The following is a 15765-nucleotide window of genomic DNA, read 5'->3' as shown; positions in this document are numbered from 1 at the left end:
TCACCGCCCGGGCACAGGTGTGATCGGGGCCACGCACTGGCCCTTACCACCTGTTCGCCCCGATGCACACTCCCTCCCCAACGCCCCGCGCGCCTGCGCCAGCCCGGCCCCCAACGCGCCCACAGAAGCTGCCCGGTGGGCTGGTGTACGTCACACCCGCCATGCCCGGCCTCACCCGCGTGCGCAACGGCGCTAAGGCGTTTCGCTACCGCCAGCCCGATGGCCAGTGGCTCCAAGACCCAGACGAGATCACCCGCATCCAGCGCCTGGCCATCCCGCCCGCCTACACCGACGTCTGGATCTGCCCGCTGCCCAACGGCCACCTGCAGGCCACTGGACTGGACGCACGCGGGCGGCGCCAGTACCGCTACCACCCGCAGTGGCGCGAGCAGCGCGACGAGGGCAAGTTCGAGCACATGCAGGCCTTTGGCCGCGCGCTGCCACGCATCCGCACCCGCGTGGCGCGCGACCTGGCGGCACACCGCAGCGGCCAGCCCCTGACACGCACCCTGGTGCTGGCCACCCTGGTCCGGTTGCTGGACACCACCTTCCTGCGCGTGGGCAACGAGGAGTACGCCGCTACCAACAAGTCGTACGGCCTGACCACGCTGCGCACGCGGCATGTGCAGGTCAAGGGCAGCCAGCTGACGCTGCGCTTTCGCGGCAAGAGCGGTGTGCAGCAGGAGGCCGAGCTGAGCGACCCCCGCGTGGCCCGCGTGGTGCGGCACTGCCAGCAGCTGCCGGGGCAGGAGCTCTTCCAGTATGAAGATGAGGACGGCACCCCTCGCACCGTGGGCTCGGGCGACGTGAATGACTACCTGCGCGAGATCACACAGGGCGTGAGCAGCACCGAAGGCGATCACTTCACCGCCAAGGACTTCCGCACCTGGCACGGCACCACGCAGGCGCTGGAGCTGACACGCCTGGCCTGCACCCAGACCGACGCCTCCGGCGCGGCCGACAAAAACGTGCGCTACAGCGCCAAGGCCATCCTGGCCGAGGTGGCGCGCCAGCTGGGCAACACGCCGGCCGTGTGCAGGAAGTCGTATGTGCACCCGGCCGTGCTGGATCTGGGCTCGCGGCTGGCATCCGACGCGGGGCCGGGCATGCAGGCGGTGTGGAATCACATCGGCGGCACCACATCGCCACGGGGCCTGAGTGCGGCGGAGCGCCGGCTGCTGGCGTTTCTGCGCAAGCCGCAAAGGCAGCACAAGGCGCACCCCAGCGCCAAAGCGTAGGCAGGGCTGCGGCACCCGGCGATGGGGTGTCGCGCAAGTGCCGTGCAGGACCATCGCGGTGCGGGCTGTATCGCTAAACTGGCATGCTGCGCCTTTTCACCGTCTTTCCGCCCGGCCCTGCGCACAGGCCGGCCCCGCCCAACTCCAGCCTGCCGCCATGCCCACCGCCACCATTGCCTTGCCAGAGTCCACCCATTCCCTGGCCGACCACCACCTGCAACGCCCCTTCCTCAGCCTGCCCGAGCGCGAGGCCATCAACCGGGGCCGCTGGTTCGCCGCGCTCACGCCGTCGCTGCGGCATGACATCTTCCGGCTGGGCCGCATCACGCGCTATATGCATGGCCAGATGATCGTCGAGCAGGGGGATCTGGCGCAGGACTGGTTTGCCTGTGCCAGCGGTGCCATCCGGTTTCGGCGCACCACACCGTCGGGCAAGCAGGTGACGCTGGCCTACGTGGAGCCCGGCATCTGGGTGGGCGAGGCCGAGGTGCTGCACCGCGGCCCCAACACCTACGACGCGCACGCCCACGGCCCCACCACGGTGCTGAGCGTGGCCGAGGGCGTGTTCCGCCAGCTGCTGCGCGAACACCCCGAGTTCGGCGAGGCACTGCTCACGCTGCAGGCGCGCCGCATGCGCTACCTGTACTGGATGATGGAAGACATGGCCACCCTGCCCTTGCGCGCACGACTGGCCAAGCAGCTGCTGCACGTGCTGCGCCGCTTCGGCGAGCGCGCCGCCGTGCCCGGCCAGCGTGGCGCCATCGGGCTGGCGCTGGTGCAGGACGAGCTGGCGCAACTGCTGGGCGGCTCACGCCAGCGCATCAATGTGGAACTCAAGTGGATGGAGCGCGAGGGCATTATCGGCATCCACCAGCGCGGCATCGTGGTGCACCAGCAGGAACAGCTGGAGGCGCTGGCGCAGCAGGGGTAGACCGGCGGCGCGGGAGCGTTGCAATCCCTTGAGTCAGCGTTTGCTACAAAAATAGTAGCATTTAGCGCTTATGGATAAAGCGCTGGAGGCCATTTTGGCTTGAATTTTTTGGCGAATGGCGCCTTGCCAGGCGCTCAGCGCCCCACCATGTTGCCCGGCACCACCCACTGGTCGAACTGCTCGCCCGTGACGTGGCCCGAGGCCACGGCCGCCTCGCGCAGGCTGGTGCCTTCCTTGTGCGCCTTTTTGGCAATGAAAGCGGCCTTGTCGTAGCCGATGTGGGTGTTGAGCGCGGTGACCAGCATGAGCGAGCGGTCCACCAGCTCGGTGATGCGCTCGCGGTTGGGCTCGATGCCCACGGCGCACTGGTCGTTGAAGCTGACCATGCCGTCGGCCAACAGGCGCACGCTCTGCAGGAAGTTGTGGGCCACCATGGGGCGGAAGACATTGAGCTCGAAGTTGCCCGAGGCGCCGCCGAAGTTGATGGCCACGTCGTTGCCGAACACCTGCGCGGCCAGCATGGTCACCGCTTCGCTCTGCGTGGGGTTGACCTTGCCGGGCATGATGGAAGAGCCGGGTTCGTTCTCGGGGATGCTCAGCTCGCCGATGCCGCTGCGCGGGCCGCTGGCCAGCCAGCGCACGTCGTTGGCGATCTTCATCATGCTGGCGGCCAGGGTCTTCAGGGCGCCGTGGGCGTGCACCAGGCCATCCACCGAGGCCAGCGCCTCGAACTTGTTCGGCGCGGTGACGAAGGGCAGGCCCGTGAGGCGCGCCAGCTCGGCGGCGGCCTGCTCGGCATAGCCCTTGGGCGCGTTCAGGCCCGTGCCCACCGCCGTGCCACCCAAGGCCAGCTCGTACAAATGGGGCAGCGCGGCGCGCACATGGCGCTCGCCATGGTCCAGTTGCGCCACATAGCCCGAGAACTCCTGGCCCAGCGTGAGCGGGGTGGCATCCTGCAAATGGGTGCGGCCGATCTTGACGATGCCGTCGAAGTCCTGCGCCTTCTTCGCCAGCGTGGCGCGCAGCTTGGCGATGGCAGGCAGCAGCTTGTGGGTCAACGCCTCCACCGCCGCCACGTGCATGGCGGTCGGGAACACGTCGTTGCTCGACTGGCTGCGGTTCACGTCGTCGTTGGGGTGCACCAGGCGGCCTTCGCCGCGCTCGCCGCCCAGGATCTCGCTGGCGCGGTTGGCCAGCACTTCGTTGACGTTCATGTTGGTCTGCGTGCCCGAGCCCGTCTGCCACACCACCAGCGGGAACTCGCCGGCATGCTTGCCAGCGATGACTTCATCGGCCGCAGCCACGATGGCATCGGTCTTCTTGGCATCCTGCAGGCCCAGCGCCTGGTTGACCACGGCCGACGCGCGCTTGACCTGGGCCAGCGCCTTGATGATCTCGCGCGGCTGCTGCTCGCCCGAGATGTCGAAGTTCTGCAGCGAGCGCTGCGTCTGCGCGCCCCAGAGCTTGTCGGCCGGCACCTCGATGGGGCCAAAGGTGTCGCGTTCGGTACGGGAGGTCATGGGCAGCGGTTCTCCAAGTTGAAAAAGCAGGAAAAGTGAGAAAGGGCGGGCAAACGCACGGCCCGGCCCGGAGCCGCCGCGGGGCTGCAGGGGCTGCCTGCGTCTGGCCCCAAAACAGGTGCAGCCGGGAACATCGGCGCGCCCGGCAGCATAATGCAAAAACGAACCATTCTCATTTATGGAGTTGCACAGCCTGAGCGGGTTGCGCCCGGCCAGTGTGCGGCAAGCCCCGCAGCAAAGAGCAACAAGCCTCGCCGCCAACACTGCCGGTGGGGGCATCTGCGGGGGCATGGCGATGGATACCAATCCGCCCGCTGCAGGCCAAACCCCCGCGCCGGCACGCCTTCGCACCGGTGGATACACTCCGACGCGCGCGGCCATGCCCTTTCCGCCCCGTGCCTGCTTCATTCATCCATTGCGCTGCCGCGGCCTATCCGCCCTGGGCCTCTTGACGGCGCCGCGCGCCCGATGCACCCTGCCCATCCAACCCCAGCATTCTTTGCACCATGAACACGTTCATGCCCTCCAGCTACAACCTGTTCGTGGTGGTGGCCTCCTTTGCCATCGCCATGCTGGCGTCATACGTGACACTGGACCTGGCGCGCCGCGTGCGCACGGCGCAGCGCCGCGTCGGGCTGGCCTGGTGGGCAGCAGGCTCCATCGTCATGGGCACGGGCATCTGGGCCATGCACTTTTTGGGCATGCAGGCCTTCAGGCTGCCCATCGAGATCGGCTTTGCCGGCGGCCCCACGCTGCTGTCGTGGCTGGCAGCGGTGACCGCATCTGCCATGGCCCTGCAGCTGGCCAGCCAGGAAACCTTTGGCCGGGCCCAACTGGCCATGGGTGCGCTGGTAATGGGTGCCGGCATCAGCGGCATGCACTACATCGGCATGGCCGCCATGGAGATGGCGCCCGGCATCGTCTGGAACCCGCCGCTGGTGGCGCTGTCGGTGCTGATCGCGGTGCTGGCATCGGCCACGGCCCTGCTGATCTTCAAGCTGCTGCGCCGGGTGCGGCCCAGCCAGCGCCTGCCCTACCAGCTGGCCGCATCGTTCGTGATGGCGGTGGCCATCTGCGGCATGCACTACACCGGCATGGCGGCGGCCAGCTTTGCCATGGGCTCCGTGTGCCTGAGCGCGGGCGAGCTCGGCGGCCCGGGCCTCACAGCCATGGTGCTCATGGCCACGGGCATGCTGCTGGTGAGCACACTGTTCACGTCCATTCTGGATGCGCGGCTGCAGGCCACGGCCGAGCGCCTGACGAAGTCGCTGCAGGACAGCAACACCCGCCTGCAGGCCGCCAACGACGAGCTGCAAAAACGCGCGTTCGCCGACGCGCTGACCGGCCTGCCCAACCGGCTGCTGTTCGAAGACCGGCTCATCCACGCGCTGCTGCGCCTGGACCGGACCAACCACCACCGCGTGGAAGACCGCCTGGCCGTGCTGTTTGTGGACCTGGATGGCTTCAAGCCCATCAACGACTCCTTTGGCCATGCCGCGGGCGACGTGATCCTGCGCGGCGCAGCCGACCGCCTGCGCCGCGAGGCGCGCGAGGGGGACACCGTGGCCCGCGTCGGCGGAGACGAGTTTCTGATCCTGCTGGAAGACGTGACCGACGTGGCCGCGAGCGTGATGGTGGCCAACCGGGTGCTGGCATCGCTCTCGGAGCCTTTCGAAGTGGCGGGCAAACAGGTGCAGATCGCCTGCTCCATCGGAATCGTCGTGCACCCCGACCACGGGGAGCGCGGCAAGCTGGTGGCCAACGCCGATGCCGCCATGTATGCCGCCAAGCGCGCGGGCGGCGGCTGCTATGCGCTGTTTGAACCCCACATGGGCTCGGACGCCTCAGAGCAGCTGGAGTTGCAGAACGACCTGCGCCAAGCCATTGACCGGGGCCAGCTGGCCCTGCACTACCAGCCCAAGATCGACGGAACGCGCGGCCAGATCAGCGGGGTGGAAGCGCTGCTGCGCTGGAAGCACCCCCAACATGGCATGGTGAGCCCCATGGTCTTCATCGCGCTGGCCGAGCGCTTCGGCCTCATCGGACGGCTGGGCAACTGGGTCATCAATGAAGCCTGCCGCCAGACCGCCGAGTGGGCCCGCAGCGGCATGCGCATGCGCGTGGCCATCAACCTGTCAGTGCACCAGCTGCGCGAGGCCGGGCTGGCCGAGCGCATCGAGCAGGCGCTGCTGCGCCACGGGCTCGATGCCTCGCAACTGCTGTGCGAGATCACCGAATCGGTGGCCATGGAGGACATCAAGGCCACGCAGCGCACCTTCGAGGGGCTGGCACGCATCGGCGTGTTCCTGTCCATCGACGACTTCGGCACCGGGTATTCCAGCCTGAACTACCTGCGCCAGCTGCCGGCGCAGCAGCTCAAGATCGACCGCAGTTTTGTGAACGATCTGGAAAGCAGCGAAGACGCCCGCGCCGTGGTGGCCGCGGTGGTGAGCCTGGCGCATGCCCTGGGGCTGCGGGTGGTGGCCGAGGGGGTGGAGACCAGCGGCCAACGCGATATTCTGCTGGGCATGGGCTGTGATGAATTGCAGGGCTTCTTCTATGCCCATCCCATGCCGGCAGACACGCTGCTGGCATGGTCACAAGGTGAAAAACCGGTCGGCAGTGCAGACTTCACGCCGTCCGTCATCGGGTCGTTGCCAGAGCTGTAAGGCCGCCTGCTGCGCGCCTGAAAGCCCCGGCCATGGCACGTCGTCGGAAAAGGACGACACCCGTGTCAGCGTCGCCTGACGCCGTGCAGCCCACGGTCGGCGCACCATGGCACTTCAGCGGCAACGCTGCCACTGCCGCGCCGGCCCCCAGGACTGGCGCACGTCCCCCCAACACACCTGGAGACCCTCATGGCCACCAGCAGCCTTCTCGGCATTGACGCCGACCACCTTCCCCCGGCCCACAGTGCGACCGGCATTGACAGCCTGGGGCCCAGCGACGCCTCCGACTCCGGCAGCGACAGTGCGGGCGCCTACAGTTCCGAGACCGACAGCGACACCGACCGCTTTGGCACGGGCGAGCGCAGCAGCGTGGAGCCCGCCCCCCAGCCCCTGGCGCGGGACATCCTGCCCGACCACGTGGAAGACATGTCGGAGGAAAGTGAAGAACCCGGCATGGACATGGAAGACAACGGCCTGCCGGAAGCCCCCGACATGCAGCATGGCACGCATGGCCATGCCGCTCCGCTGACCGCAGACGACCTGCCGGAAAGCGAAGCAACGGACGAAGACGAAGAGAGCGAATAGCACCCCGGAACCATCGGGCGGGGTTCCCGCGTCAAGCGGCAATTGGCGCAACGGCGGGGTGTGCCATTGCGCGCGCGGAGCTCCGCTGGCGGGGGTCTGTCAAAATACGGTCCGCCTGCCATCGGCAGTGCTTCTGGAAGACCGGCAATGGCCAGCCAGGAGTGCGTGCGGCGGGCAGAACAGGAACGTGCTTGCGTTCTCCATAAGACTCCCCACGACACGCCATGACCACCTCCATCCGCCAGGACGATCTCATCGAATCCGTAGCCGCCGCGCTGCAGTACATCAGCTACTACCACCCCACCGACTACATCGCCCACCTGGCCCGCGCCTATGAGCGCGAGCAAAGCCCGGCGGCCAAGGACGCGATCGCCCAGATCCTGACCAACAGCAAGATGAGCGCCACCGGCCAGCGCCCCATCTGCCAGGACACCGGCATCGTCAACGTGTTCCTGAAAGTGGGCATGGACGTGCGCTGGGAGGGCTTCACGGGCAGCCTGGACGACGCCATCAACGAAGGCGTGCGCCGTGGCTACAACCACCCCGACAACACCCTGCGCGCCAGCGTGGTGGCCGACCCGCACTTCGACCGCAAGAACACCAAGGACAACACCCCGGCCGTGATCTTCACCGAGATCGTGCCCGGCAACACCGTGGAAGTGACCGTCGCAGCCAAAGGCGGCGGTAGCGAAAACAAGAGCAAGATGGTCATGCTCAACCCCGGCGACAGCATCGTCGACTGGGTGCTGAAGACCGTGCCCACCATGGGCGCTGGCTGGTGCCCACCCGGCATGCTGGGCATCGGCATCGGCGGCACCGCTGAAAAAGCCGTGCTGATGGCCAAGGAAAGCCTGATGGACGACCTGGACATGTACGAGCTGCAGGCCAAAAAGGCTTCCGGTGCCGAGCTGACCAAGGTTGAGGCCCTGCGCATTGAGCTGATGGAAAAGGTCAACGCCCTGGGCATTGGCGCGCAAGGCCTGGGCGGCCTGACCACCGTGCTGGACGTGAAGATCAAGATGTACCCCACCCACGCCGCCAGCAAGCCCGTGGCCATGATCCCCAACTGCGCCGCTACCCGCCACGCCCACTTTGTGATGGACGGCAGCGGCCCGGTCTACCTGGACCCGCCGTCGCTGGACCTGTGGCCCAACGTGAACTGGACGCCCGACTACAAAACCAGCAAAAAGGTGGACCTGAACACCTTGACCAAGGCCGAAGTCGCCAGCTGGAAACCCGGCGACACCCTGCTGCTGAACGGCAAGATGCTGACGGGCCGCGACGCCGCGCACAAGCGCATCCAGGGCATGCTGGCCAAGGGCGAGCCGCTGCCCGTGGACTTCACCAACCGCGTCATCTACTACGTTGGCCCCGTGGACCCGGTGCGTGACGAGGCCGTAGGCCCCGCCGGCCCCACCACCGCCACCCGCATGGACGGCTTCACCGAAATGATGCTGGCCGAAACCGGCCTGATCGCCATGATCGGCAAGGCCGAGCGCGGCCCGGTCGCCATCGAAGCCATCAAGAAGCACCAAAGCGCGTACCTGATGGCCGTGGGCGGCGCCGCCTACCTGGTCAGCAAGGCCATCAAGACCGCCAAGGTGGTGGGTTTTGCCGACATGGGCATGGAAGCCATCTACGAATTCGACGTGGTGGACATGCCCGTGACCGTGGCGGTGGACGCCGGCGGCACCAGCGCCCACATCACCGGCCCGGCCGAATGGCAAAAGAAGATCGCCACGGGCGAGTTCAAGGGCATCGGCGTCGCTGCCGCAGCCTGATGAACACAAAACCCGCCTGAGCAGTGTTGGGCAGGCCATAGCGCCTGCCCCCGCCGGGCTTTCTCCCCGACTCTGTTCCTTCTCCGGTTCACAAGGATCCATGACCGAAGCACAGCAACTCCCCATCGGCGTGTTTGACAGCGGCGTGGGGGGCCTGAGCGTACTGCGCGCTCTGCGGGCGGCACTGCCCCATGAGCGTTTTGTGTACCTGGCCGACAGTGCCCATGCGCCGTACGGCGAACGGGGCGATGCCTATGTGGGTGCCCGCACCCACGCCATCACGCGGTACCTGCTCGAACAGCACCACATCAAGGCCCTGGTGGTGGCTTGCAACACCGCCACGGCGGCGGCCATCCACGAGGTGCGCGCCAGCCACCTTGATCTACCTCTTGTGGGCCTGGAGCCCGCCATCAAGCCTGCGCTGGCGATGACCCGAACCGGCCGCGTGGGCGTGATCGGAACACGGGGCACACTCACCAGCGCCAAGTTCGGCAAGCTGCTGGGCTCACTGGCCGGACAGGCCCAGTTCGTGGTGCAGCCCTGTGACGGTCTGGCGCACGCCATCGAGCGCAGTGTGGCCCGGCCAGCGCCCGTGCTCGGCGCCCCGGTGGGTGCAACGGAAACGGGTGCCCTGTGCGAACGGTACCTTCAGGCCATGGGCGACTTCGGCACAGCACCAGGGCAGATCGATACGCTGGTGCTCGGGTGCACCCACTATATTTTTGTGGCCCACGAACTTCGGGCACTGGTAGGCCCCCATGTGCAATTCATCGAGACCGGTGAACCCGTGGCCCGGCAGACGCGACGATTGCTGGAGACAGCGGGGCTGCTGGCAACGCCTGATGGTGCCCCTGCCACGGATGTCTCTCGCACCCGCCTGCTTACCACCGGGCCGGTGGCCATGCTTCAGGCAGCAGCCGAGCGCTGGCTGGGTCTGCCTGCAGACTGCTGTGAAACAGTGTCTGTACCCTGATTCAACATATTTTTGGGGCCTGGCGCTTTACCAAAAAGCGTTCATTGCTATTAAATAAATAGCATTCACTTTCTACGCTGAACCGGTTTCTGAAGCCCCACCCCACAACCGCGCCCCCACATGCTCCATGTGGGTGAGGTACAGGCGCAGATCGAACTCATACTGGTGGTATTGCGGCTCCATGTGGGTACACAGCTGGTAAAAAGCCTTGTCGTGGTCCTTCTCACGAAGGTGGGCCAGCTCGTGGACCACGATCATGCGCAGGAACTCGTCCGGCGCCTGTTTGAACATCGACGCAATGCGGATCTCATGCTTGGCCGCCAGCCGGTTGCCCTGCACACGCGAGACCGCCGTGTGCAACCCCAGGGCGTGGCGCACTACGTGGATCTTGTTGTCGAAAAGAACCTTGTTGACCGTGCCGGCATTGCGCAGGTAGCGCGCCTTGAGTTCCTGTGCGTAGTCGTACAGGGCCCTGTCGCTGCGCACCGCATGGGCCTGGGGGTACTTGCGCTGCAACATGGCTCCCAGCCGCCCTTGCGCCAACAGATCACGCGCCTGGTCTTGCAAGGACGCGGGGTAGGAACGCAGATACGGTAGATCGGAGGTCACGGGAGAAGGGACGGCGCGCAGGGAATCACAGAAGAGCTACAGAACTGCGCGGCAGTGCCGTGGAGCCCATGCATGCAACCCGGGCTGATTGCCACAGCCTGCCGCCTGCTTTTCAACACGAGCGCGGACAGAAAACAAGCACTCCCGCAACATCGTGTGCCTGGCCAGGCTCAGTGCAGGTGGCGCGGACGGCGGCCACCTCCGCCACCGTGACCGCTGCCAGAGCCCCCCCCACCCGGGCCACGCGGAGGTTTGCCGATCTCCAGCGAGTTCACCAGAGCGTCAAAGCGCTGGCTGAACAGCTTGTCGATCTCAGCCACCACGCCGCCCAGTTCGGCACCATCAAAGTGGCGCTCCATCATGTTCACAACGTCCTGCACCAGCAGATCACGCTGCACCTGCATGATGGCCGCGGGCGTGGGGCCGACAAACAGCATGACGAAGTCGTCGCGCGACTCCGCGCCCTGGTCTTCCTCTTCCTCGTCGAAGTCCGCGTCGTAGAACGTGACTTCTATGGCGGCCCCCTGTTCGGCCAGCTCGTTGAGGTTCATGCACATCTCGTCGAGCGACTGGCGAAAGTCTTCATCGCCCCGCACCGTCCAGCACATCTGCAACAAGTGCTCCTGGGCATCGAACTTGATGCCTGGCTCTTCTTCATAAGCGCTGGTCGCACCATCGGCCAGCGAGCGGGCTCCGGCGTACTTCCACAGGGGTTTGAGCGCCTCCTGGAGTTGGTCAAAGCTCGCATCGGCGCGCAACTGGACTTGTCCGTGGACGTGGATTTCGAAGGGAGCGTTGTAACTTGACATGATTGAATCGTAGTGGTGCCCCGAGCCGGGGTCGAACCGGCACGCCCCTTTTCAGGAAAGCGGCGGATTTTAAGTCCGCAGTGTCTACCAATTTCACCATCGGGGCGCCGGCTGCCCAACGCACACCTGCATCGCAGCGTAACCCGGGCAGCGCATGCGCGCAATGCCCTGTCGTATCTCTGGTCACAGGGCGGCTGTTCGTCAAACCGCCTGCCCGGCGCCACCAAGAAAAAAGGGAAGCCGAAGCTTCCCTTACAAATATGGAGCGGGAAAAGAGTCTCGAACTCTCGACCTCAACCTTGGCAAGGTTGCGCTCTACCAACTGAGCTATTCCCGCATTTTCTGACTGCCGCCAATGTTTCCATTAACACCAACCAGCAAGCCTCAAATTATATCGCTATTTTTTGGCTCTGTTCGATTGCAAACCAAAAAATCAACCAATCACCATCCATCGTTTTACGATCTCCCTCGATGCGCCAATCCTGGACGATCTTCAAACATCGACGGCATGGACCGTATCTGGAGGCGCGGTCCGGAGTCGAACCGGACTAACCGGATTTGCAATCCGGGGCATAACCGCTTTGCTACCGCGCCAGGAATTCACATTCCTCTGACAAAAAAGGGAAGCTAATGCTTCCCTTTTTGTGGAAATTGGAGCGGGAAAAGAGTCTCGAACTCTCGACCTCAACCTTGGCAAGGTTGCGCTCTACCAACTGAGCTATTCCCGCATTTTACCGAAGCCTCACATTGTACAACGTTTGCTGCGATGGGATGAATTGTAGCGCATTTTTTGGGGCTCCCCAAAAAAATTTGCATCAATGTTTCAAGCCATCTGTGGCACCCGATGCCGCAACGGCCTTGTCGGCAGAAGGCGTCGTCACCACCGCCACTTCCTCGTCCGTCAGGGGCACTGGTTTGGTTTCAAGGGCAACTTCCAGCACCTTGTCGATCCAGCGCACCGGCACGATCTCCAAGCCACTCTTCACGTTGTCCGGAATCTCGGCCAAGTCCTTCACATTTTCCTCCGGGATAAGCACCGTCTTGATGCCACCCCGCAGGGCCGCCAGCAGCTTTTCTTTCAGACCACCAATGGCTGTAACTTCGCCGCGCAAGGTGATTTCCCCCGTCATGGCCACATCACCACGAACGGGAATACCCGTGAGGGCCGAAACAAACGCCGTGGTCATCGCAGCCCCCGCGCTCGGACCGTCCTTGGGCGTAGCACCGTCTGGCACGTGGATGTGGATGTCACGCTTCTCAAACGTTTCATCCTTGATTCCCAGCATCCGCGAGCGGCTGCGCACCACGGTGCGAGCAGCCTCCACGGATTCCTTCATCACATCACCCAACGAACCAGTGCGCGTGATCACCCCCTTGCCGGGCATGATGGCCGCTTCAATGGTCAGCAGATCACCGCCAACTTCCGTCCAAGCCAAGCCCACCACCTGCCCCACCTGGTTTTGCAACTCGGCACGGCCATAGGTGTACTTGCGCACGCCCAGGAAGTCAGGCAGATTGTCGGCAGTGACAATGACCTTGGGCTCGAGCTTCTTGAGCTGCAAGCCCTTGACCACCTTGCGGCAGATCTTGGACAACTCGCGCTCCAGCGAGCGCACGCCAGCTTCCCGCGTGTAGTAGCGCACCATGTCGCGCACGGCGGGCTCGGTGATCTCCAGCTCCTCGTCCTTCACGCCATTGTTCTTGAGCTGCTTGGGCAGCAGGTATTTCATGGCGATGCTGGTCTTCTCGTCCTCGGTATAACCGGACAGACGGATCACCTCCATCCGGTCGAGCAGCGCCGGCGGGATGTTCATCGAGTTCGATGTGGCGACGAACATCACGTCGCTCAGGTCGAAGTCAACCTCTACGTAGTGGTCGCCGAAAGTGTGGTTCTGCTCGGGGTCCAGCACCTCCAGCAGCGCACTTGACGGGTCACCCCGGAAATCGGTGCCGAGTTTGTCGATTTCATCGAGCAGGAACAGCGGGTTGCGCGTGCCTACCTTGGACAGACTCTGCAGCACCTTGCCCGGCAGTGCGCCGATGTAGGTGCGGCGGTGGCCGCGGATCTCGGCCTCATCGCGCATGCCACCCAGGGCCATGCGGACGTACTTGCGGCCGGTGGCCTTGGCAATCGACTGCCCCAGCGAGGTCTTGCCCACGCCTGGAGGGCCGACCAGGCACAGGATGGGCGCCTTGACCTTGTCCACGCGCTGCTGCACCGCAAGGTACTCAAGGATGCGGTCCTTGACCTTGTCGAGGCCAAAGTGGTCTTCGTTGAGCACGCCCTCGGCATTCACCAGGTCGTGCTTGATCTTGGTCTTCTTGCTCCAGGGCAGCGCAGTGAGCACGTCGATGTAGTTGCGCACCACGGTGGCCTCGGCCGACATGGGCGACATCAGCTTGAGCTTCTTGAGCTCCGCATCAGCTTTCTTGCGCGCCTCGGCAGACATCTTGGCGAGCTTGATCTTTTTCTCGATCTCCTCAATGTCGGCGCCTTCGTCGCCCTCGCCCAGCTCCTTCTGGATAGCCTTGACCTGTTCATTCAGGTAAAAGTCGCGCTGGTTCTTCTCCATCTGGCGCTTCACACGCCCACGGATCTTCTTGTCGACGTTGAGGATGTCTACCTCCCGGTCGAGCTGCTCGAACAGGTTTTCGAGACGCGCCTTCACATCGGAGAGGTCCAGCACCACCTGCTTGTTTTCGAGCTTGAGCGGCAGGTGTGCGGCAATGGTGTCGGCCAGGCGGCCTGGATCGTCGATGCTGGAGATCGAAGTCAGGATTTCCGGCGGAATCTTCTTGTTGAGCTTGACGTACTGGTCAAACTGCTGCATCACCGCGCGACGCAGCGCTTCGATCTCGCTGGGCTTGTTGGCCTCGGGCGTAGCCTCGACCGGTGTCACAGTGGCAGTGAAATGGGTTTCTGCGTCCTCAATGGACGTCACCAGGGCACGCTGCTGGCCTTCTACCAGCACCTTGACGGTGCCGTCAGGCAGTTTGAGCATCTGCAGGATGGTGGAAACGCAGCCGACATCGAACATGTCCGACACAGAGGGTTCATCCTTGGCCGCAGCTTTCTGGGCGACCAGCATGATCCGCCGGTCGGCCTCCATGGCCAATTCAAGTGCCTTGATGCTCTTGGGGCGGCCCACAAAAAGCGGGATGACCATGTGGGGAAACACCACCACATCGCGCAGAGGCAACAGTGGCAGGTCTATAGGGGTGGCTGGCAGGGGTGTATGTCCGGACATGGAAATCCTCAAAGTGCTCTGTGGAAGTTGGTCCACATGTGGGGATTTTCAACCCTTGCACGCAGCCGCACTGCCGCAAGGGTTGATGGTTCAATGGGCGTCAACAAAGCGCCCGCTCCGGTCATCTCAGGCCTTCTTGGCCGCTTCGCGGTAGACGAGCAGCGGCGGCTTGTTTTCTTCGATGGTGGACTCGTCCACCACCACCTTCTCGACGTTGCTGGTATTGGGCAGGTCGAACATCGTGCCAATCAGCGATTGCTCCAGGATCGAGCGCAGGCCCCGGGCACCGGTCTTGCGGGCCAGTGCCTTGCGGGCGATGGCCTTGAGCGCCGCAGGACGGATCTCGAGGTCCACGCCTTCCATGGCCAGGAGCTTGCTGTATTGCTTGACCAGCGCATTCTTGGGTTCGGTCAAGATCTGCACCAGCGCGTCTTCGCTCAGCTCTGCCAGAGCCGTCACCACGGGCATACGCCCCACCAGTTCGGGGATCAGGCCAAACTTGATCAGGTCCTCGGGCTCGATCTCGGTGAACACCTCGGTCAGCGACCGCTGTTTCTTGCTCTTGACCGATGCACCGAACCCGATGCCCGAGGCTTCGGTGCGGTTCTCGATGACCTTTTCCAGCCCTGCAAACGCACCGCCACAGATGAACAGGATGTTGGTCGTGTCGATCTGCAGAAAGTCCTGATTGGGGTGCTTGCGCCCACCCTGCGGCGGCACACTGGCCATCGTGCCTTCGATGAGCTTGAGCAGCGCCTGCTGCACGCCCTCGCCCGACACGTCGCGGGTGATGCTGGGGTTGTCCGACTTGCGCGAGATCTTGTCGATCTCATCGATGTAGACGATGCCGCGCTGGGCGCGCTCCACCTCGTAATTGCAGCTTTGCAGCAGCTTCTGGACGATGTTTTCCACGTCCTCCCCCACGTAGCCTGCCTCGGTCAGCGTGGTGGCGTCGGCCATCACAAACGGCACGTCCAGCATGCGCGCCAAGGTCTGCGCCAGCAGCGTCTTGCCCGAACCCGTGGGCCCGATCAGCAAGATGTTGCTCTTGGAGAGCTCGACGTCGTCCTTGTGGGCTTTGTCCTTGTGGCGCAGGCGCTTGTAGTGGTTGTACACCGCCACCGCGAGCGTGCGTTTGGCCACATCCTGGCCAATCACATAGTTGTCGAGGTTGGTCTTGATCTCTACCGGGGTGGGCAGGTCACTGCGGCCTTCTCGCGCCAGGTCACCGGCCGGAAGCTCATCGCGAATGATCTCGTTGCACAGGTCAATGCACTCGTCGCAGATAAAGACCGACGGACCGGCGATCAGCTTCTTCACTTCGTGCTGGCTTTTGCCGCAGAAAGAGCAGTAAAGGGTTTTTTCGCTGGAAGAGCCTTTTTTCTCGGCCATGGGGGCAATG

The 15765-nt window shown here is 64.4% G+C and carries 11 protein-coding genes and 4 tRNA genes; 6 read left to right on the top strand and 9 right to left on the bottom strand.

Annotated elements, in window-relative coordinates; all coding sequences use genetic code 11:
- Positions 1 to 62: 62 nt before the first annotated feature.
- Positions 63 to 1238 carry a DNA topoisomerase IB gene (locus ASE39_RS21420; protein ID WP_242421526.1) on the top strand — a complete coding sequence of 392 codons (1176 nt, stop codon included), beginning with the start codon at positions 63 to 65 and terminating at the stop codon, positions 1236 to 1238.
- Positions 1239 to 1395: 157 nt separating this feature from the next.
- Positions 1396 to 2169: a Crp/Fnr family transcriptional regulator gene (locus ASE39_RS21415; protein WP_057223275.1), complete on the top strand. Its 774-nt coding sequence runs from the start codon at positions 1396 to 1398 to the stop codon at positions 2167 to 2169.
- A 134-nt stretch (positions 2170 to 2303) separates the two neighbouring features.
- Here the strand turns inward: ASE39_RS21415 and fumC are convergent, their stop codons facing one another.
- Positions 2304 to 3689 carry a class II fumarate hydratase gene (fumC, locus tag ASE39_RS21410; protein WP_057272452.1) on the bottom strand — a complete coding sequence of 462 codons (1386 nt, stop codon included), beginning with the start codon at positions 3687 to 3689 and terminating at the stop codon, positions 2304 to 2306.
- Positions 3690 to 4195: 506 nt separating this feature from the next.
- On the opposite strand from fumC, the gene ASE39_RS21405 reads away from it, so the two are divergent.
- The 4 genes from ASE39_RS21405 to murI all read left to right on the top strand — a co-directional run bounded on the left by ASE39_RS21405 (position 4196) and on the right by murI (position 9697).
- Positions 4196 to 6358 (top strand): EAL domain-containing protein, encoded by a 2163-nt coding sequence (locus tag ASE39_RS21405; protein WP_057272451.1) that lies wholly within the window; start codon positions 4196 to 4198, stop codon positions 6356 to 6358.
- 189 nt (positions 6359 to 6547) lie between these two features.
- Positions 6548 to 6943, top strand: a complete 396-nt coding sequence (locus ASE39_RS21400) for a hypothetical protein (protein ID WP_010460578.1) — start codon at positions 6548 to 6550, stop codon at positions 6941 to 6943.
- Between the two features lie 224 nt (positions 6944 to 7167).
- Positions 7168 to 8724 carry a fumarate hydratase gene (locus ASE39_RS21395; protein ID WP_010460576.1) on the top strand — a complete coding sequence of 519 codons (1557 nt, stop codon included), beginning with the start codon at positions 7168 to 7170 and terminating at the stop codon, positions 8722 to 8724.
- Between the two features lie 100 nt (positions 8725 to 8824).
- Positions 8825 to 9697: a glutamate racemase gene (gene murI, locus ASE39_RS21390; protein ID WP_057272450.1), complete on the top strand. Its 873-nt coding sequence runs from the start codon at positions 8825 to 8827 to the stop codon at positions 9695 to 9697.
- Positions 9698 to 9769: 72 nt separating this feature from the next.
- Here the strand turns inward: murI and ASE39_RS21385 are convergent, their stop codons facing one another.
- The 8 genes from ASE39_RS21385 to clpX all read right to left on the bottom strand — a co-directional run bounded on the left by ASE39_RS21385 (position 9770) and on the right by clpX (position 15755).
- Positions 9770 to 10306, bottom strand: a complete 537-nt coding sequence (locus ASE39_RS21385; RefSeq protein WP_057272449.1) for a M48 family metallopeptidase — start codon at positions 10304 to 10306, stop codon at positions 9770 to 9772.
- Positions 10307 to 10476: 170 nt separating this feature from the next.
- Positions 10477 to 11115 (bottom strand): DUF6806 family protein, encoded by a 639-nt coding sequence (locus ASE39_RS21380; RefSeq protein ID WP_029413648.1) that lies wholly within the window; start codon positions 11113 to 11115, stop codon positions 10477 to 10479.
- 13 nt (positions 11116 to 11128) lie between these two features.
- Positions 11129 to 11221: transfer RNA gene (locus ASE39_RS21375), tRNA-Leu, on the bottom strand.
- Positions 11222 to 11376: 155 nt separating this feature from the next.
- Positions 11377 to 11452, bottom strand: a tRNA-Gly gene (locus ASE39_RS21370).
- A 183-nt stretch (positions 11453 to 11635) separates the two neighbouring features.
- Positions 11636 to 11709: transfer RNA gene (locus ASE39_RS21365), tRNA-Cys, on the bottom strand.
- 58 nt (positions 11710 to 11767) lie between these two features.
- Positions 11768 to 11843, bottom strand: a tRNA-Gly gene (locus ASE39_RS21360).
- Between the two features lie 87 nt (positions 11844 to 11930).
- Positions 11931 to 14363 (bottom strand): endopeptidase La, encoded by a 2433-nt coding sequence (gene lon, locus ASE39_RS21355; RefSeq protein ID WP_010460568.1) that lies wholly within the window; start codon positions 14361 to 14363, stop codon positions 11931 to 11933.
- A gap of 126 nt (positions 14364 to 14489) precedes the next feature.
- The gene (gene clpX / locus ASE39_RS21350; protein WP_010460566.1) at positions 14490 to 15755 is read right to left on the bottom strand and encodes an ATP-dependent Clp protease ATP-binding subunit ClpX; all 1266 of its coding nucleotides are present in this window, start codon (positions 15753 to 15755) and stop codon (positions 14490 to 14492) included.
- Between the last annotated feature and the right edge of the window lie 10 nt (positions 15756 to 15765).

Source organism: Acidovorax sp. Root267 (assembly GCF_001429215.1).
In the GTDB taxonomy this organism is placed as follows: Bacteria; Pseudomonadota; Gammaproteobacteria; order Burkholderiales; family Burkholderiaceae_C; genus Acidovorax; species Acidovorax radicis.
This window is presented reverse-complemented; position numbering and strand designations above follow the sequence as displayed.

Excerpts from the sequence above, each read along its gene's own strand:
- ASE39_RS21420 (WP_242421526.1), top strand. The coding sequence starts at position 63 with ATGCACACTCCCTCCCCAACGCCCCGCGCGCCTGCGCCAGCCCGGCCC.
- ASE39_RS21415 (WP_057223275.1), top strand. The coding sequence starts at position 1,396 with ATGCCCACCGCCACCATTGCCTTGCCAGAGTCCACCCATTCCCTGGCC.
- fumC (WP_057272452.1), bottom strand. The coding sequence starts at position 3,689 with ATGACCTCCCGTACCGAACGCGACACCTTTGGCCCCATCGAGGTGCCG.
- ASE39_RS21405 (WP_057272451.1), top strand. The coding sequence starts at position 4,196 with ATGAACACGTTCATGCCCTCCAGCTACAACCTGTTCGTGGTGGTGGCC.
- ASE39_RS21400 (WP_010460578.1), top strand. The coding sequence starts at position 6,548 with ATGGCCACCAGCAGCCTTCTCGGCATTGACGCCGACCACCTTCCCCCG.
- ASE39_RS21395 (WP_010460576.1), top strand. The coding sequence starts at position 7,168 with ATGACCACCTCCATCCGCCAGGACGATCTCATCGAATCCGTAGCCGCC.
- murI (WP_057272450.1), top strand. The coding sequence starts at position 8,825 with ATGACCGAAGCACAGCAACTCCCCATCGGCGTGTTTGACAGCGGCGTG.
- ASE39_RS21380 (WP_029413648.1), bottom strand. The coding sequence starts at position 11,115 with ATGTCAAGTTACAACGCTCCCTTCGAAATCCACGTCCACGGACAAGTC.
- lon (WP_010460568.1), bottom strand. The coding sequence starts at position 14,363 with ATGTCCGGACATACACCCCTGCCAGCCACCCCTATAGACCTGCCACTG.
- clpX (WP_010460566.1), bottom strand. The coding sequence starts at position 15,755 with ATGGCCGAGAAAAAAGGCTCTTCCAGCGAAAAAACCCTTTACTGCTCT.